Origin of the sequence: Empedobacter sp. UBA5528 (genome assembly GCF_002426075.1) — a bacterium.
Lineage (GTDB): Bacteria > Bacteroidota > Bacteroidia > Flavobacteriales > Weeksellaceae > Empedobacter > Empedobacter falsenii_B.
This window is the reverse complement of sequence record NZ_DINY01000047.1, coordinates 47,090-64,359: the sequence shown is the minus strand read 5'-3', so window position 1 is coordinate 64,359 and position 17,270 is coordinate 47,090. Positions and strand designations below refer to the sequence as shown.

The following is a 17,270-nucleotide window of genomic DNA, read 5'->3' as shown; positions in this document are numbered from 1 at the left end:
TTTTTTAGGGAAGATTACACATCCTTTAATAAATAAAATTAATGATATAGTAACTTCTGGAATAACATTACCTAACGAAAGTGTAAATTCTTTTGTTCCACGTTTAATGAATTGTGAGTTCCATACAACTGGCTATTATAATTTTTATTATTACGTAGCACCGAATGATATGGATTTTGAATTTACATTGAAAGGAAATATTGATAAATTCCATTTTATGTTATGGAGACTTTCGAAAAATTCGAATCCTAATGATATTTTTGTAAGAACAGGTTCAAGTTCTAATGAATATACAACTATAAATCCAATTAGAGCTGTTTATAGTAACATAACAAAAGAGAAGGGTTTAAAGGGTGGTAAATTAAATGATTGTATATCAAATTCTACAGATGGTTTTGTAAGTGCTTTTGAAAATGGAAGTAAGTTAAAAGAAGGAGAAATTATTGTAATAGCAATTTATGGTACAGATAATCCAATTTTAGAGTTAACAATTAGTGGAGCTAAAACAGTAGATAATCTTGTTTTTGATAACCATTGTTATACAGATGATTATTTATTATCAGATGTGAAGACCAAAATTATAAATGATATTAGAGTTTCAGACCCAAGTATAAATGTTGGGAATATAGAATTTTATAAACCAGATAATACATCTACAAATGATAATATCAGCTATATTAACGGAATAGAACAAATTTTGTATGCCAGAGTTTATGATAATTCTAATAAATTAGTTTATATCTATAAATCTATAAAATTCAAATTTATTCCAGAGTTGATTTATACAGTTCAAAACAAAACAGAACAATATTGTGCTACGTCAATAACTTTTTTAAAAGAGGATTTAATTAGTAGAATATCTCCATCTATTAATTCCTCTAAATATGCAGATTATGAAGTATATGTTGATGACGCAATTGTTAATGGAAATATTCCTTTAAATAATTCTAATAATTATAGAATCAAATTAAAATATATTGGTGCTGAGTTCTGTTCTATAGATTTATTTTCAAGAGAAGTTGAATTTAAGCTAATTAACTCAAATCCTATTTTACCTTCTGGAAAATTTGCAGAAGTTTGTAATACTGAAATTTTATCAGAAGCTGAAATTTTAACTGCTTTAGGAGTTGACTCAACTATTTATCGTTTAGTGAATATGCCAACAACACCTTATAATTTTATTGGGAATGAAGCTAAGTTTAATGTTCAGATTGAAGATCGTTCTGATGCATCTTGTACAAGTAATATTGTAGAGTTTACAGTTAAGAAAAAAAACAAATGTAGATTTGGATAATTTGACTTTAACTTTTTGCCGAAGTGATTTTTCTTTTTCTGAATTTGAATTAATCATCAATAATGTAAAAAAGAATGATAATTTAGTTACTATAAATTTGGTTTATAATGGTACAAGTTATATTGAATCACAACTTCAAAATTTGTATAATGAGATTTACAACAATAGAACACAAACAAGTTTTAATTTATCAATTACAGGAAATAAAGCTGGTTTTTGTGAATCTACAGCTCCGTTGAAAATTACGTTAAATGATTCTTCTATTCCTACAAAACCTTTTGAAGTTTTATTCAATCCTGTTTGTTTAGGTGTGACACAAAATTATACTTTTGATATAGATGAAATAAAAGAACATATTAAAGATAAATTTGGAATTTCAAACATTACAGATTTTGATATTTTTAATTTAGATGGAACACCATTTTTACCAGTTAATGTTAATGCAAATTCTAATCAAACATTAAGTTTTAAAATAAAAAAAGTTGGTGAAAGCTGTTTTTCAGAAGATATGTATTTAATTGTAAAAACAGTTAATCAACCAAATGTTGTATCTGCAACATTTTCAGGTGTGTTTTGCGAAGGAGAAACATTAACAATTGATGATGATTTATTAAAAAATAATTTCGGACTAAATGTTTTTGATTACAAAATATTTATTGATGGAACAGAATATATTCAAGGAAATTCTATCCAAAGAATATTGAATTTTGGAGGAAATACTTCTTTGAATATTCCAATTGAATTTAAAAATACATTAAGAGAGATTTGTTTAACAGCTGTAGAATTAACGGTCAATAAAAAACAAGATTTAATTGTTGATGTTCCTTCATTAGAAAGTTATACAAAAGCGAATCCAATTGTTTTTTGTGAAGGTGAAAACGATGATGCGAAAACTCAAATTCAAGCAATTTTAGATTACATTCAAACTAATTATTCTTTAACAAGTTCTAAAACAAAAGATCAAATTTTTGATCAATTTAATTCTAATCAAGGTTCAGTAGATGTTGATTTTTATAATTTGGACTATTGTGGTGTGATTACCTTAAAATTAAACTACAAGAAAAATTCTTTACCTAATATCGAGGTTGAAAATCCAGATCCATTGTGTACAGGAGAAAAATATAAGTTAGATTTTACAACTCAAACAGATTACGATAAGTATTATTATGAGGTAGAAAAAGAAGATGGAACTAGAATTTTAGGAACATATATTTTTGAGCTTGATGCAGGTAATTATAAAATTACAATTGAAGATAAATTATCGGGTTGTTCTATTGTTAAAACGTTAGTTGTTTCTCTTTCAGTATTGCCTACAATTGATAAAATTACAATCAACGAAAAAAGTATAATTGTTTCTGCAAAAGGAAATGGAAAGTTAGAATATGCGTTGTTTGATTCTGATGGAAAAGTAATTGTAGATTGGCAAACAAAGAATGAATTAATTATTCCAGATAATATCAAAAATAATAATTTTACAGTAAGAGTAAGATTGAATAATTGTGGAGTTTCGGAGCGTAAAAATGTTATTTACCTTGCTTTACCAAATGTTGTAACACCAAATAATGATGGTTTTAATGATATTTGGCAACCAATGACAAAAGATGGTAAAGTTACCGATACATCAAATTCGTACAAATTGATTATTTTTGACCGTTACGGAAAACAGATATTGACACAAGAAGGAACAGATATTATAAAATGGGACGGAACGCTAAATGGTAAACCTGTTGCAGATGGGACATATTGGTATTTGTTAGAATTCTCGAAGCAATCAGATGATTTGCAAGTTTTATATTCTGGTAGTATATTAGTTAAACGAAAAATCAATTAATTGATTGAAACATATTTATGAAAAAAATAACACTATTCATATTAACTCTATTCTCACTTTATAAAGTAGAAGCACAACAAGGGTTACCGTTTTATAATCACTATTTGGTGAGTGATAAAATGTTAATTAATCCTTCGTACGCAGGACAAGACCCGAATGTGATTTCTATAACAGGAACGCATCGCAATCAGTGGGACGATTTACCTGAAAGTCCAAGTACACAAACGGTAAGTGCTCACGGAATTATTGTAGATCGTTTGGCGTTGGGAATGCAATTTTTCAACGATAGAAATGGGGCAGTTAAAATGACTGGTTTCGGAATTAATGCAGCATATCACATTCCTATTGATGATAGAAGTTATGATGGAGATGAAATCAATGTTTTCTCTTTCGGTGTTGGTGCTTCTAATGTTTCGCAACGTTTTGATTATTCAAAAATTATCGCAGAAGATCCGAATGACCCTGCTTTACAAGAAGATAAATATTCTACATATTTTGCGAATTTGGGATTATCTTTCAAATATGCTGGTTTCTCCGCTGGAGTGTCGGTTTTGGATATTCCGTTAAGCCAAAATGTGTATTATGTGAACAATGTAGAGCCTTTGCCAACGTGGTATTATTTCAATGTTGGATATAAATGGAACGTTTCCGAAGGAATTGCGTTAGAACCTTCTTTGGTGTATAATTTGAACTCGAATTCGGAGCGTCATTTGGATATAAACTTGATGTCGCATATTGGTTTTGGAGACAATAATCAAGGCGTTGATATTGGAGTAGGGTAACAAGCAAGGAATGGATTCTAAAAATAGCAATCCGTTGTTTGTTTCACCAATCCTAAAGTTTAAAGTTGGTTCTTTAAAAGCTGGAATTTCCTACGATATTGGTTTATCAGATTATCAAGTTGATGGTCGCAAGAACGGAATGTTATTTAGTTTAGGTTTCGATTTGCAAAACCCTTGGGGAGCAAGATTTGATTAATATTATGAATAATGAATAAAATTTTACTTTTAGTCCTATTTATTGTTGGTTGTTCATCTTTTAGTTTTTGTAAGTCAAGTCCAGAAACTAATTTTTGGAATTGGTTTAAAAAAAATGAAAAATACATTTATGATAATATAGATAGCAAAGAATTACAATTAGAATTGTATGATAAGATTAGAAATGAATTAGTAAAGGTTGATTCAAATTTAGCTTTTAATTCAAGTCCAATATTAGAAAATGGGAAAAGAGAATTTACGATTTCGGCTGATGGTTTAAAAGAGAGTTTTGTATCAGTTGAAAAACTAGTTAAACAATCTCCGAAATTCAAAAATTGGAATATTATTGCTTTTCGCCAAAGAATTGGTAATGATAATTTAGGGATTCGTTACAATGATTATGAAATATCTTATGATGATTTGTATTATAAATCGTCTATAAATGAAGGTTTATATGGAATAGATTTATACATCAAGAATTTTGATGGTAGTGGACAAATGCAAAATACAATTTATATTTTACTTGATGCTTTGTTAGGAGAATATGACACAACAATGCGTATAGATTGGATTGAATGGTATAGTTTGAATGAAGAAGATCTGTCTAATTTCAAACATATAATAGAATTAAGAAAAGAGATAGATAATAGAAAATAACCAAAAAAAACCTTCCATTTCGGAAGGTTTTCTGTTTTTATTGTAAGGNNCGTTATTAATTTGAACTTCACGTTTATAAATATAATAAGGTTGAAGACTTTCGCGTGTTACAATTTTTTGTCCACGTTGCGAACCTGCAAACCTTGTGAAACCAGCTCCAATTCCGAAACCAACTTCATTTTTCAAAATATAAATTTGACGATAAAAAGGATAAACACCATATTTCAAATTCGGAATAGTTGGCAATGCTAAATTTCCTTTATCATCTGCAATTGATAATATTTTTACCTTTTTAAGATATTCTTCAACTTTCGGATTTCCTTTATCACTTAAAATATTCAATCCAATAATTCCGATTGCAGTTTTATCTTTTTGTACAAAATCAATCACTTTTTCTGCATCGCCCATAGCTGTTACTTTTGCGCCATTTTCTACAGATAATTTTAATTTATCATTTATTGTATTGTAATTGGCAGAGTTTGGATGATCGTAAACAAATGTTATTTTCGGATCATTTTTATACAAATTATCCTTAATATCATTCATCGAGATAGAGTTGATTGAATTATCAACAGAGGTAATAAAAACTGTTGCGTCTAATGCAATTACAGAAGAAATATATTTTGTTGTTGTTTTATTGAATAAATGTTGTTGTTGAGCTTTTGTTAAAGGCTTACTTACCATCAAAATAGGAATCTTCCCTTCATAAAAATCTTTGATAGCTTTTTCTTCAATCTCTTCGTTAATCGTAATTTTTACATCTGGATAATCAACCATATACATATTTGCTAACGATTGCGCCAAATTCTTAAAGCTTGGATCTACCGTCATTGCCAAATCTCCGTATTCGTGTAAAGCGCGTTTTACAGCAGTTTTTTGTTCAGCTTTTGTCTGTTTTTCTTTGTCTTTACAACTAAAAGTGGAAAAAATAAGAAAGGCCGAAAGTGAAAGTAAACTAATTTTTTTGATCATTTTTATAAGATTTTATACCGCGATAAACACGAAAAGCGCCATAAACAATAAATAAAATACCCAATAACATCGCTTTTATTTCATCTAATTTGATGATGAAAAACTGATATTTCCAAGTAAAAATTCCGATCAAAAAATAACCGAAACCAATCAATCCGTAAACAATATTCTTATTCATAATTCGCAACGAAGTTACAATTTTATTGTGTTAAGATTGACTTAAAACTTAAATTTTATGCGACAAATATACATTTAAAAGAACTTTTTCTGAATAGATATTCAATTTCTTAAACAATAGAAACCATCACACTCAAAAAAATGAATGCAATGGTTTCAGAAAGAAAAGTATTATTAATTATTCGTTTGTTTGAAATCTAACAGGAATTGAAAAGATTAAATTTGCATCCGAACCATCTTCTAATTTTGCAGGCGTTATTTTTTTACCTTTTCTTAGAATTTGTTTATTGATACGCTCCAACGCAGATTTAGCTTCTTTGCCTAAATCTTGATTACTTCCACTTAACGGTTTTACTTGTGAAATTTCTCCATTTTTGTTTACAATAAATTGCATTTTTGCAACCGCTGAACCAATATTATTTCGAGAAGCAGTTTCGGCAAAATCACTTAATTCTCCACCTAACTCTTTCGAGATTTTATCACTCATACATTTTGTTAAAGCTGCATTTCCTTTTTTGCTCTCACTTTCACAACCAGGATAAATTGCCATTACTGCAGCATTTTTCGCTGAAATTGCAACATCAGGTTTTTTAGGTTCTGGAGTTTTTGGACCTTCTGGAATGTCCGTATTTTGTTTACCTACTTTATTTCCTTCGTCACTTACTTCTCCACCACCAACTTGTCCATTAGATTTATCACCATTTCTATTAAAAACGCCTAAATCTTTTCCTTTTAGTTCGTCAACAGATTTTATAGTTTCTTCAACTTTTGGACTTTCTGTTGGAGTTGGAATAATATGTTTCGCCTGATCTGTTTTTAATTGAATTGTTTTTTCTTCCATCGGTGGATCTTCTTTTGGAGGAGTTACTTCTTCTATTTTTTTATCAGGAGGAGTCACATTATCTAAAATAACAATTACACCATCATCTTTTTTTGTTATTTCATTATTCATTGTTTTATTATTTGCATAAATAGTTCCACCAGTAATTAATGCAACAATACCAATCCCAACAAAAAGAGATTTCATCAAATCGTGGTTTGCAACTTGTCTTAGTTGGTACGCACCATATTCTTTGTTTCGGTTTTCGAAAAGAATGTCTAAAAAAGCTTTGTTACTCATATCAATATAATTTAAGGTTAATGAATCTTTTTTCTTTATAGATTCATCTTTTTGCAAAAAGGTTGGTTGAGGTTTGAAAAATTTTCGAAAAAAGTTTAATTTTATTGAAAAGTAGATTTTTATGCAGCTACAAATTGATAAAAAATGCAATCAGAATTGGAACGAAATGAAGGATGCGGAGTCACAACAAAAGTTTTGTGATGTTTGTTCTAAATGTGTTCACAATTTGGACCATTATTCGTTCAAAGAATTAAAAACTTTTCTGAATGATAATCCTACCGCTTGTGTAAAAATTAAAACCAGAAATTTAGAACAATTTAATTCATACGAAGCTTCAAAATCTATTTCTAATCAATCCAAAAGATGGTTACAACTTTCTTCTTTAGTTGGATTTTTAAGCTTTTCAACTATCACAAAAGCACAAACAGAAAATGATTCGATTGTAGTGCAAGGAATTATTAATGATGGTAATGGTTTTCCAGAATATGATATTCCAGTAAATCTTAAAAATTCGAAAAATATTGTATATACAAATGAAAATGGTGAGTTTAAAATAAAGGTTCCGATTAATCAAGATTTTTATACTTTAGAATATGATAGCTATGGAATTAAAGAATTCACTTTTACAAATTCTTCTATATGTCAGAATATAAAAACTGAAACAGGAGATATTGTTTTAGGTGCTGCAGTTGTAAGTTATTATAAATCTCCAACTATTTTAAGAAAATTAAGTCGCACAATTTCTTGGCCATTTCGACAAATTGGAAAGCTTTTTTAGTGCATCCATATGTTTTTCGTCATTCTTGTCAATTAATTCAAATAAACTTCTCGTTACAATTGGTGCATTTCGTTGATTAAGTTTATCTTTGCTTCTTAAATTTTAAAACAAATGCCAAGAATACTTACAGGAGTTCAAGCTACTGGAACTCCGCACTTAGGAAATATTTTAGGAGCAATTTCTCCAGCAATCGAATTAACGGAGAAAGAAGGAAATGACTCTTTCATTTTTATTGCTGATTTACACGCTTTAACGCAAATTAAAGATGCGGAAGTGTTAAAACAAAATACGTACGAAGTGGCTGCAACTTGGCTGGCATTAGGTTTAGATCCTTCGAAAGTAGTTTTTTACCGTCAATCTGATGTGACTGAAACAACAGAATTAACATGGTATTTATTGAACTTCTTTCCATTTCAACGTCTTACTTTAGCGCATTCTTTCAAAGATAAAGCAGATTATTTAGCAGATGTAAATGCAGGATTATTTACGTATCCAATTTTGATGGCTGCGGATATTTTATTGTATGATGCTGAAGTTGTACCTGTTGGGAAAGATCAATTGCAACATTTAGAAATTACACGTAGTGTTGCCGAAAAATTCAATCACCAAATGGGAGAAACTTTTGTTTTACCACAAGCTGCAATTGATGAAAATATTATGTTGATTCCAGGAACTGATGGAAACAAAATGTCTAAATCAAGAAATAATTTTATCAATATTTTCTTACCAGAGAAACAATTGCGCAAGCAAGTAATGTCGATTGAAACGGATTCAACTCCATTAGAAGATCCTAAAAATCCAGATACAGACAATGTTTTTGCTTTATACAAATTATTGGCAACGCCAGAACAAGTAGAGGAAATGCGTCAAAATTATTTGAATGGAGGTTACGGATATGGTCATGCAAAACAGACTTTATACGAATTAATTTTAGAGAAATATGCTGATGCGCGTACTAAATTTGATGAGTTGATGAATGATAAAGTGACTTTGGATGCATTTTTAGAAAATGGTGCATTGAAAGCAAGAGATGTTGCACAAAAAGTATTGAAACGTACGCGAAACAAATTGGGATTGAAGTAATTTGATCAAATTGTAAGTTGGCGATAAATAATATAACTTAAGCGATTGTTAATATTTATATCGTTCATTATTTGAAGTCATTTTAAATAAGTATCTTTGCAATATAAAATTAGAATCAAATGATTAAGGTTTCAGAATCAGCAAAAAATAAAATAATATCACTTTTACAAGAAGAAGGAACTTCTATCGAAGAATCTTTTGTTCGTGTAGGAGTTACGAGTGGAGGATGTTCAGGTTTAAACTATAATTTAGAGTTTACGAAAGAACAAAGTGCAGATGACAAATTGTTTGACGACAATGGCGTAAGAATTTTGGTTGACAAAAAATCATTTTTATACCTTGTTGGAATGACATTAGAATATTCAGGAGGATTGAATGGAAAAGGTTTCGTATTCAATAATCCAAATGCATCGCGCACGTGCGGTTGTGGAGAAAGTTTTGCTGTTTAAGATGAAAAAAATAGCTTTATTCGTTACGTTTTTGATTGGTTTTGTTGCTTTTGGACAAAATACAATTGTAGAAAAAGATTTGATGGTTTTTCAACCAACCGAATCTTCAAAAAAATTGAATAAAGCTTATTCAGAACAACTATTTTTCGGTTTGTTTAATGTAAAACCTTTTATAAAAGCGTTGGATTTAGACGAATCAAAAATCAAAACAATCACCATTACCAATGCATCAAACAAAAAAGTTGCGTACAAAGCAAATTATGATGCGACAGGAAATCTTCTTGATTTTGAATTGACAGATGAGGTTGCAACACCAACTAAAGTAAGTTATACGTACAAAGATGGTGTAATTTCTGCCGAAACAATAGCAAGAAAAGGAAGTGAAGTAAAAACAAATCAATTCTTTTATGACCAAGAAAATATGTATGTCAAAAACGGAAATAAACTTTTTGATATCATTTGGTTAGAAGGAGATGTGATGTTGAAGAAAACCTATATGGAGCAGAAAATTGGTTTCGAAGATCGATTAATGCACGATTGTAGAATTACAAAATCATTAGGTCAAGACATTAATAAGATTTGTTATAGCAATTCGACATTTCAGGTGCCATTCAAAATAAAAGAATATACACCAGATGTTGCGCAAAAAACAGAAAAAATTAATTTGGTAGAAGGACCTTGGTCAGAAATTAAATTAATTGCTCAAAATAAATATCAGATTTCGAAAAATAATCAACCACAATTTGAGGTGATTTTAGATCAAAATCAACGATTAAAAGAATTCAAATTTTTAGGAAATAAAGCTGATAAACAGCAACCTTTACAGTTTAATTTTACCTATACATTTTATAAATAATAAGATGAGTAACACAAAATATACAGAAGACGATCTACGTGAAGATCTTGCTAGCCAAAAGCAATATGAGTTTGGTTGGACGACTGAAATGGAATATGAAGAATTCCCAGTTGGATTGAATGAAGATATCGTGCGTGCTATTTCAGCCAAAAAAGAGGAGCCTGAGTGGATGACGGAATGGCGTTTGGAAGCTTACCGCGCTTGGGTTAAAATGGAAGAACCAGAATGGGCAAACGTAACTTACGAAAAGCCAGATTTTCAGGCTATTCAGTATTATGCAGCTCCAAAACCAAAGAAAGAATTAGCAAGTTTAGACGAAGTTGATCCTGAATTATTAAAAACTTTCGAGAAATTAGGAATTTCTTTAGATGAACAAAAACGTTTGTCTGGAGTTGCGATTGATGTGGTTTTTGATTCAGTTTCAGTAAAAACAACTTTCCGCGAAACATTAGCAGAAAAAGGAATTATTTTTATGTCAATTTCGGAAGCAATTAAAGAACATCCAGAATTGGTGAAAAAATACATTGGTAAAGTAGTTCCGCCAACAGATAACTTTTATGCAGCTTTAAACTCGGCAGTTTTCTCGGACGGATCATTCTGTTATATTCCAAAAGGTGTTCGTTGTCCAATGGAATTATCAACGTATTTCCGTATCAACTCTGCAGGAACAGGACAGTTTGAGCGTACTTTATTAATTGCGGACGAAGGTGCTTATGTTTCGTATTTAGAAGGTTGTACAGCGCCAATGCGTGATGAAAACCAATTACACGCTGCTGTGGTTGAGTTAATCATTATGGATGATGCTGAGATCAAATATTCTACTGTACAAAACTGGTATCCTGGTGATGATAAAGGAAAAGGTGGAGTTTTCAACTTTGTAACAAAACGTGCAGTTTGCGAGAAAAATGCAAAAGTATCGTGGACGCAAGTTGAAACAGGTTCTGCGGTAACATGGAAATATCCATCTTGTATCTTAAAAGGAGATAATTCGGTAGGTGAGTTTTACTCAATTGCGGTAACAAATAATTATCAACAAGCGGATACAGGAACAAAAATGATTCACATCGGTAAGAATACGAAATCGACAATTATTTCGAAAGGTATTTCTGCTGGTAAATCTCAAAACTCTTACCGTGGTTTGGTGAAAGTGATGAAAAACGCTGAAGGAGCACGTAACTTCTCTCAATGTGATTCATTGTTGATGGGTAACGAGTGTGGTGCGCATACTTTCCCTTACATCGAAATCGAAAATAAATCGGCTCAATTAGAACACGAAGCAACAACTTCTAAAATTGGTGAAGATCAATTGTTCTATTGTAATCAACGTGGTATCGATACTGAAAAAGCGATTGCATTAATCGTAAACGGATTTAGCCGCGAAGTATTAGACAAATTACCAATGGAGTTTGCCGTTGAAGCGAAAAAATTATTAGAAATCTCATTAGAAGGTTCTGTAGGATAGTTATTAATAATGAGTTGATGTGATAATTTGTTAATGAGTTAATGATGGAAAAAGATAATATCATTTTAAAATTAACTTTAGAATTTTCACTATTAATTATAGAATATTGTGAAGAACTTGAATTGGATAAGAAATTTGTTATTTCAAATCAATTATTAAAATCAGGAACTTCAATAGGAGCAAATATTAGAGAAGCTCAAAACGCTGAAAGCTTGAATGATTTTATTCACAAGTTTAAGATTGCAGCAAAAGAAATTGATGAAACCAAGTATTGGTTAGAATTATGTCAATTATCTAAAAATTATCCAAATACAGAAAGTTTATCTGATAAATTGGTAAACATTTCTAAAATTGTGAATAAAATTATAAGTACATCAAAATCAAGATAATTAAAGAATTATCACATTAACTAATTTACAAATTAGATTATGTTATTAAATATAAAAGACTTACATGCTCGTATCGAAGAGCGCGAAATTTTAAAAGGTTTAAACCTTCAAATTAATCCAGGTGAAGTTCACGCGATTATGGGACCTAATGGTGCAGGAAAATCAACTTTATCTAACGTTATTACAGGTAAAGAAGATTACGAAGTAACCGATGGTGATATCGAGTTTGATAATGAATCAATCTTAGAATTAGCACCAGAAGAAAGAGCACAAAAAGGAATTTTTATGTCTTTCCAATATCCAATCGAAATTCCTGGAGTTTCTGTAACAAACTTCATCAAAACTTCTATCAACGAAACGCGTAAAGCGCAAGGTTTAGAAGAAATGGGAGCTTCTGAAATGTTGAAAGAAATTCGTGCAAAAGCTGAATTATTAGGAATCAAAAAAGATTTCTTATCTCGTTCGCTTAACGAAGGTTTCTCTGGAGGTGAGAAAAAACGTAACGAAATTTTCCAAATGTTAATGTTAAACCCAAAATTAGCCATCTTAGATGAAACTGATTCTGGTTTAGATATTGATGCTTTACGTATTGTTGCGGATGGTGTAAACGAATTCAAAAATGAAAACAATGGAGTGTTAGTAATTACACACTACCAACGTTTATTAGACTATATCGTTCCTGATTTTGTACACGTTTTAGCAGACGGAAAAATCATTAAATCTGGTGGTAAAGAATTAGCTTTAGAATTAGAAGCAAAAGGTTACGACTGGGTAAAAGAAGAAGCAGGAATCTAAACATTTTGTAAAATGTAAAATGTATTAAGTCCAAAGTACTTTTTACTTCTTACATAATACATTAATACAATATCTAAAATGATTGATTTAAAAGAAAATTTAGTTTCTCGTCATTTAGTGTTCAACGAAAAAAACAAAGTGAATAAAGAAATCGAAGGTTTACGTCAAGAAGCCATCGAAATCTTTAATCAAAAAGGTTTTCCGACACGTAAAGACGAAGAATGGAAATATACAAATCTTGCTCCTTTGTTGAAGGTGGATTACAAATTGTTCCCAGAAGACGAAGTTGCAATTGAGTACAAAGACATCAAGAAATATTTGATTAATGATATCGATACGTACACAATCGTATTCATTAATGGAAAATATTCTTCGTTTTTGTCAAATACAACACATGATGAAGCTGATATTTGTGTCTTGTCAAGCGCAATGCATAAAACAACTCATCAAGCTGTAATTGAGAATTATTACGGAAAAATTGCGAAAAAAGGTGAAAGTTTAGTTGCTTTAAATACAGCTTTTGCAAAAGATGGAGCTTACATTTATGTTCCAAATAATGTAATTTTATCTAAGCCAATTCAGATTGTTTATTTCTCAACAGGAGCTTCTCAAGAAGCGATGTATCAACCACGTAATTTGGTTGTAGTTGGAGATAATGCGCAAGTTCAAATTATCGAAAGACATCAAACATTAGACGAAAAAGCAAACTTAACAAATGTTGTTTCGGAGGTGAATGTTGGACGTAATTCTGAGATTCATTGGTACAAATTCCAAAATGATTCTAACGATGCTTCTTTAGTTGATAATACATACATCAATCAAGAAAGAGATTCTCGTGCCAATGTATTTACGTTTGCTTTTGGAGGAAAAATTGTACGTAACAATTTGAATTTCTTCCAAAATGGAGAAAATTGTAACTCTGTAATGGACGGAATTACGGTGATTGATGGAAAACAACATATCGATCATCATACATTTGTGGAGCATAATTTCCCGAATTGTGAGTCGCACGAATTGTACAAAGGAATTTATGATGAGAAAGCGCAAGGAGTTTTCAATGGTAAAATCTATGTTCACAAAGAAGCGCAAAAATTGAATGCATTCCAACAAAATAATAATGTTTTATTATCTGATGGAGCTTCAATTAATACAAAACCTCAATTAGAGATTTTTGCTGATGATGTAAAATGTTCGCACGGATGTACAGTTGGACAATTAGAAGAAGAATCTTTGTTCTATATGCAACAACGTGGTATTCCAAAGAAAGAAGCGAAAGCAATGTTATTGTATGCCTTTGCTGCAGACGCTTTGCGACATGTACAAATTCCACAAATCTCAAATCGAGTTAACTCTATAATTGCAAAAAAATTAGGAGTTAGTTTAGATTTCGAATTATAAAATATAGTTCTGAGTTATAAGTAATAAGTTTTAAGTTGAACTTATTTTGAAATATAAAGTAAGTATTTGAAACTATTTTGAATACTTACTTTTTTATTACACATCACTCATAACTCATTACTCAAAACTTAAAAAAATGTCAATAGATATTCAACAAATAAGAAGTCAATTTCCAATTTTAAATAGAGAAGTCAACGGAAAACCATTGGTTTATTTAGATAATGGTGCAACTTCTCAAAAACCGAAAGTTGTTTTAGATGTTTTGGACGAATATTACGAAAAGTACAATGCAAATGTACATCGTGGAATTCATACATTAAGTCAAGAAGCAACAGATTTGATGGAAGAATCGCGTCGTAAGATTCAGAAATTTATCAATGCGAAACACGATTACGAAATTATTTTTACGCGTGGAACGACGGAAGGAATTAATTTAGTTTCTAATTCACTTCGTAATGTTTTATCAGCCGATGATGAAATTATTATTACCGAAATCGAGCATCATTCTAATATCGTTCCTTGGCAATTGTTGTGTCAGCGAACTGGTGCTAAACTAAAATATATTCCGTTAACTGCAGAAGGTATTTTGGATATTGAGAAGTTGGATGATTTATTGACAGATAAAACCAAATTAGTTTGTGTTAATCAAGTTTCAAATGCATTAGGTGTTGTAAATCCGATCAAAACAATTATCGAAAAAGCGCATGCAAAAGGTGCTTGGGTTTTGATTGATGCGGCACAATCTGCTCCACATACTGCAATTGATGTTCAAGCAATGGATTGTGATTTCTTGGTTTTTTCTGGTCATAAAATGTACGGTCCAACTGGAATCGGTATTTTGTATGGAAAAGAAGATATTTTGAATGAATTACCACCTTTCCACGGAGGAGGAGAGATGATAAAAGATGTAACAATGGAGGTTTCAACATACGCTTGTTTACCTTTCAAATTCGAAGCTGGTACACCAGATATTGCAGGAATTATCGGACTTGGAGCTGCGGTAGATTTTATCAATTCTATTGGAATGCAAACGATTCACGATTACGAAAAAGAATTGGTAGATTATACAATTCAACGTCTATCAGAATTTGATGAAGTGGAGATTTATGCAAAAGATGCAGAACATTCTGGCGCAGTTTCTTTCAACTTAAAATTTGACGGCGTTCATTCATCTGATGTCGGAATGATTTTGGATAAAAAAGGAATTGCTGTTCGTACTGGTCATCATTGTGCACAACCAATTATGCAGCATTTCAATATTCCGGGAACGGTACGAGCTTCATTCGCTGTTTATAATACAAAAGAAGAAATAGATACATTTATTGAAGGTCTAAAAACCGCGATTCGAATGTTAGGATAATTCATATTCCAAATTTATTTTGGAATCTTATAAAATAATAAAAGGGAAACATCACTGTTTCCCTTTTATTTTAAACGCTAAAGAAGTACAATTTCATCAATTATAATTTCTGTAATCGTTTTTTGTTGACCATCTTTATCTTGATAATCTCGGTAAGTCAATTTGCCTTCTATAGCAAGTTGCTTCCCTTTTTCTACATGTTTTTCGATCACATTTACAATTGGTCCGTAAGCAACTAAATTGTGCCACGTCGTTTGCTGAACTTTCTCACCTTTGCTATTTGTGTAGCTTTCGTTCGTTGCTAGACTAAATTTTGTAAACTTCTTTTCGTTTTCTAATGTTTTAACATCAGGATTGCTACCAACATTCCCAATTAGCTGAACTTTGTTTCTTAATGTACTCATGGCGATAAATAATTTAAAATTAATGTATGACCAAATTTAAGAAAATATTTTTAAAACATTCGTTTTTAAGCGTTTAACTTTTATAAAACATGTTCTTTATATAATTGATCCAAGGTTTTATCAAGGTTTGTTGTTTTACCAGGATGCGGACGAGAACTTTGGATAGACGAACTTCTGACAGCTGTTAACCAACGAAAACGTTCAGGGGTTTCGAAATTAGATACAGCAGATTCGGGATGAATTCCTTCGGCAATTTTAGACAAAGCATTCAAATTACTGTCAATAAAATCAAGATCTAATTCGTGGCAAAAAGCATTGATTCTACTATCATTAATAAAATATTTTACTTTCAAATAATCTTCTTTTTTCGAAAATAAAATTACTCCAACATTGATAAACTCTTCGCGTTCAACTTTAGGAACCAAACGAAGAATTGCATACTCATATAAGATTTTTTCTGGCATTATTCGCTTCGTTTATAAAAAGTTCGGAATGTTGTAATCGTGTTTTGATAAATGTTTTGTAAACCGTTCTCATTTCTTCGTGAGTAGCATGTGTAACTTCTGTTTCTAACCATTCATCAGGAATCAAATCGACAATTTTATCAATGATTTCATCATTCAAAATCGCTTTAAATTCTGTATCAACTTCTTCAAGTTTTGTAGCATTTTTCAATAGAACATGGTCTTTAATTGGCGTAAAGGGTGCAAGAGCTGCTTTTTCCCAATTGTCCCACGAATGATGAAAATAATAGGAAGCACCATGATCAATCAACCACAATTCTTTGTGCCACATTAACATATTTGTATTGCGAAAAGTACGATCAACATTCGTCAAAAAAGCATCTAACCAAACAATTTGAGAAGATAATTTATCATCAATTTTCATTACAGCAGGATCATAATTGATTGCACCAGATAAATAATGCAAAGCCAAATTAGTTCCTTCGCTAAATTTTAACAAATCCTGAATTTCTTCATCAGCTTCGGATTGACCAAAATATTCGTCCAAATTTGCAAAAACTAATTCAGGAACTTTAAATCCTAAAACACGTGCAATTTCTCCTCCTAATAATTCAGAAATCAGCATGCGAGGACCATGACCAGCACCTTTAAATTTTAAAACATATTTAAAACCGTCATCTGCATCAGCTAGTGCAGGCAAAGAACCACCTTCGCGCAAAGGTTGCAAATAGCGTTCAACGGTAACTGTTCTTAACTCAATCTCATTCATTCTCTAAAATTACGATGAAAAATTTAAAATAATTT

The 17,270-nt window shown here is 30.8% G+C and carries 20 protein-coding genes; 14 read left to right on the top strand and 6 right to left on the bottom strand.

The features are described 5' to 3' along the window. The 5 genes from B4L98_RS10930 to B4L98_RS10910 all read left to right on the top strand — a co-directional run. On the top strand, positions 1 to 1,294 hold a 1,294-nt coding region (locus B4L98_RS10930), incomplete at its 5' end, for a hypothetical protein (protein WP_291047508.1). Further along, positions 1,287 to 3,125: a T9SS type B sorting domain-containing protein gene (locus B4L98_RS10925; RefSeq protein WP_219035208.1), complete on the top strand. Its 1,839-nt coding sequence runs from the start codon at positions 1,287 to 1,289 to the stop codon at positions 3,123 to 3,125. The genes B4L98_RS10930 and B4L98_RS10925, both read left to right, overlap by 8 nt. Positions 3,126 to 3,142: 17 nt before the next feature. Continuing rightward, positions 3,143 to 3,907, top strand: coding sequence for a PorP/SprF family type IX secretion system membrane protein (locus tag B4L98_RS10920; RefSeq protein WP_291078213.1), 765 nt, complete (start codon positions 3,143 to 3,145; stop codon positions 3,905 to 3,907). A 10-nt stretch (positions 3,908 to 3,917) separates the two neighbouring features. Then, positions 3,918 to 4,103 carry a hypothetical protein gene (locus tag B4L98_RS10915; RefSeq protein WP_291078212.1) on the top strand — a complete coding sequence of 62 codons (186 nt, stop codon included), beginning with the start codon at positions 3,918 to 3,920 and terminating at the stop codon, positions 4,101 to 4,103. 11 nt (positions 4,104 to 4,114) lie between these two features. After that, positions 4,115 to 4,759 (top strand): hypothetical protein, encoded by a 645-nt coding sequence (locus tag B4L98_RS10910; protein WP_219035206.1) that lies wholly within the window; start codon positions 4,115 to 4,117, stop codon positions 4,757 to 4,759. Here the strand turns inward: B4L98_RS10910 and B4L98_RS10905 are convergent. From B4L98_RS10905 to B4L98_RS10895, 3 genes are all read right to left on the bottom strand, one after another. Further along, positions 4,730 to 5,731 (bottom strand): PstS family phosphate ABC transporter substrate-binding protein, encoded by a 1,002-nt coding sequence (locus B4L98_RS10905; protein WP_291078211.1) that lies wholly within the window; start codon positions 5,729 to 5,731, stop codon positions 4,730 to 4,732. The two genes, B4L98_RS10910 and B4L98_RS10905, sit on opposite strands and share 30 nt — an antisense overlap. Further along, positions 5,715 to 5,909 (bottom strand): C4-dicarboxylate ABC transporter, encoded by a 195-nt coding sequence (locus B4L98_RS10900; protein ID WP_135834486.1) that lies wholly within the window; start codon positions 5,907 to 5,909, stop codon positions 5,715 to 5,717. The genes B4L98_RS10905 and B4L98_RS10900 overlap by 17 nt, the downstream gene beginning before the upstream one ends. 177 nt (positions 5,910 to 6,086) lie before the next feature. Then, entirely contained in the window at positions 6,087 to 7,085 is a 999-nt protein-coding gene (locus B4L98_RS10895; protein WP_291047510.1) for an energy transducer TonB, read from the bottom strand. A 64-nt stretch (positions 7,086 to 7,149) separates the two neighbouring features. Here B4L98_RS10895 and B4L98_RS10890 point away from each other — a divergent pair, with 64 nt between their 5' ends. The 9 genes from B4L98_RS10890 to B4L98_RS10850 all read left to right on the top strand — a co-directional run bounded on the left by B4L98_RS10890 (position 7,150) and on the right by B4L98_RS10850 (position 15,598). Then, the gene (locus tag B4L98_RS10890) at positions 7,150 to 7,806 is read left to right on the top strand and encodes a hypothetical protein (protein ID WP_286495869.1); all 657 of its coding nucleotides are present in this window, start codon (positions 7,150 to 7,152) and stop codon (positions 7,804 to 7,806) included. A 111-nt stretch (positions 7,807 to 7,917) separates the two neighbouring features. Continuing rightward, positions 7,918 to 8,889 carry a tryptophan--tRNA ligase gene (gene trpS / locus B4L98_RS10885; RefSeq protein WP_286495867.1) on the top strand — a complete coding sequence of 324 codons (972 nt, stop codon included), beginning with the start codon at positions 7,918 to 7,920 and terminating at the stop codon, positions 8,887 to 8,889. 119 nt (positions 8,890 to 9,008) lie between these two features. Beyond that, positions 9,009 to 9,338 carry a HesB/IscA family protein gene (locus B4L98_RS10880; RefSeq protein ID WP_180906272.1) on the top strand — a complete coding sequence of 110 codons (330 nt, stop codon included), beginning with the start codon at positions 9,009 to 9,011 and terminating at the stop codon, positions 9,336 to 9,338. A 1-nt stretch (position 9,339) separates the two neighbouring features. After that, positions 9,340 to 10,194: a hypothetical protein gene (locus B4L98_RS10875; RefSeq protein WP_221854567.1), complete on the top strand. Its 855-nt coding sequence runs from the start codon at positions 9,340 to 9,342 to the stop codon at positions 10,192 to 10,194. 4 nt (positions 10,195 to 10,198) lie between these two features. Next, on the top strand, positions 10,199 to 11,656 hold the full coding sequence (gene sufB, locus B4L98_RS10870; RefSeq protein WP_114999857.1) for a Fe-S cluster assembly protein SufB: 1,458 nt from the start codon (positions 10,199 to 10,201) through the stop codon (positions 11,654 to 11,656). 44 nt (positions 11,657 to 11,700) lie between these two features. Then, positions 11,701 to 12,045, top strand: coding sequence for a four helix bundle protein (locus B4L98_RS10865; RefSeq protein ID WP_219035200.1), 345 nt, complete (start codon positions 11,701 to 11,703; stop codon positions 12,043 to 12,045). Positions 12,046 to 12,084: 39 nt separating this feature from the next. Then, positions 12,085 to 12,840, top strand: coding sequence for a Fe-S cluster assembly ATPase SufC (gene sufC / locus B4L98_RS10860; protein ID WP_219035199.1), 756 nt, complete (start codon positions 12,085 to 12,087; stop codon positions 12,838 to 12,840). A 78-nt stretch (positions 12,841 to 12,918) separates the two neighbouring features. After that, a complete protein-coding gene (sufD, locus tag B4L98_RS10855) occupies positions 12,919 to 14,238 on the top strand; it encodes a Fe-S cluster assembly protein SufD (RefSeq protein WP_219035198.1) in 1,320 nt (439 codons plus the stop codon). 136 nt (positions 14,239 to 14,374) lie between these two features. Further along, positions 14,375 to 15,598 carry an aminotransferase class V-fold PLP-dependent enzyme gene (locus tag B4L98_RS10850; protein ID WP_257468255.1) on the top strand — a complete coding sequence of 408 codons (1,224 nt, stop codon included), beginning with the start codon at positions 14,375 to 14,377 and terminating at the stop codon, positions 15,596 to 15,598. A 77-nt stretch (positions 15,599 to 15,675) separates the two neighbouring features. On the opposite strand, the gene B4L98_RS10845 is transcribed toward B4L98_RS10850, so the two are convergent. From B4L98_RS10845 to B4L98_RS10835, 3 genes are all read right to left on the bottom strand, one after another. Beyond that, complete coding sequence (locus B4L98_RS10845; RefSeq protein WP_125349072.1) at positions 15,676 to 16,002, bottom strand: single-stranded DNA-binding protein; 327 nt, start codon at positions 16,000 to 16,002, stop codon at positions 15,676 to 15,678. 80 nt (positions 16,003 to 16,082) lie between these two features. Continuing rightward, entirely contained in the window at positions 16,083 to 16,466 is a 384-nt protein-coding gene (locus B4L98_RS10840) for a DUF3037 domain-containing protein (protein WP_125349073.1), read from the bottom strand. After that, on the bottom strand, positions 16,444 to 17,235 hold the full coding sequence (locus B4L98_RS10835) for a HipA family kinase (protein ID WP_219035197.1): 792 nt from the start codon (positions 17,233 to 17,235) through the stop codon (positions 16,444 to 16,446). Before B4L98_RS10835 ends, B4L98_RS10840 begins: the two co-directional genes overlap by 23 nt. Positions 17,236 to 17,270: the final 35 nt, after the last annotated feature.

Coding starts and splice junctions, on each gene's coding strand:
- B4L98_RS10920 (WP_291078213.1), top strand. CDS start 3,143: ATGAAAAAAATAACACTATTCATATTAACTCTATTCTCACTTTATAAA.
- B4L98_RS10915 (WP_291078212.1), top strand. CDS start 3,918: ATGGATTCTAAAAATAGCAATCCGTTGTTTGTTTCACCAATCCTAAAG.
- B4L98_RS10910 (WP_219035206.1), top strand. CDS start 4,115: ATGAATAAAATTTTACTTTTAGTCCTATTTATTGTTGGTTGTTCATCT.
- B4L98_RS10900 (WP_135834486.1), bottom strand. CDS start 5,909: ATGAATAAGAATATTGTTTACGGATTGATTGGTTTCGGTTATTTTTTG.
- B4L98_RS10890 (WP_286495869.1), top strand. CDS start 7,150: ATGCAGCTACAAATTGATAAAAAATGCAATCAGAATTGGAACGAAATG.
- trpS (WP_286495867.1), top strand. CDS start 7,918: ATGCCAAGAATACTTACAGGAGTTCAAGCTACTGGAACTCCGCACTTA.
- B4L98_RS10880 (WP_180906272.1), top strand. CDS start 9,009: ATGATTAAGGTTTCAGAATCAGCAAAAAATAAAATAATATCACTTTTA.
- B4L98_RS10875 (WP_221854567.1), top strand. CDS start 9,340: ATGAAAAAAATAGCTTTATTCGTTACGTTTTTGATTGGTTTTGTTGCT.
- sufB (WP_114999857.1), top strand. CDS start 10,199: ATGAGTAACACAAAATATACAGAAGACGATCTACGTGAAGATCTTGCT.
- B4L98_RS10865 (WP_219035200.1), top strand. CDS start 11,701: ATGGAAAAAGATAATATCATTTTAAAATTAACTTTAGAATTTTCACTA.
- sufC (WP_219035199.1), top strand. CDS start 12,085: ATGTTATTAAATATAAAAGACTTACATGCTCGTATCGAAGAGCGCGAA.
- sufD (WP_219035198.1), top strand. CDS start 12,919: ATGATTGATTTAAAAGAAAATTTAGTTTCTCGTCATTTAGTGTTCAAC.
- B4L98_RS10850 (WP_257468255.1), top strand. CDS start 14,375: ATGTCAATAGATATTCAACAAATAAGAAGTCAATTTCCAATTTTAAAT.
- B4L98_RS10845 (WP_125349072.1), bottom strand. CDS start 16,002: ATGAGTACATTAAGAAACAAAGTTCAGCTAATTGGGAATGTTGGTAGC.
- B4L98_RS10840 (WP_125349073.1), bottom strand. CDS start 16,466: ATGCCAGAAAAAATCTTATATGAGTATGCAATTCTTCGTTTGGTTCCT.
- B4L98_RS10835 (WP_219035197.1), bottom strand. CDS start 17,235: ATGAATGAGATTGAGTTAAGAACAGTTACCGTTGAACGCTATTTGCAA.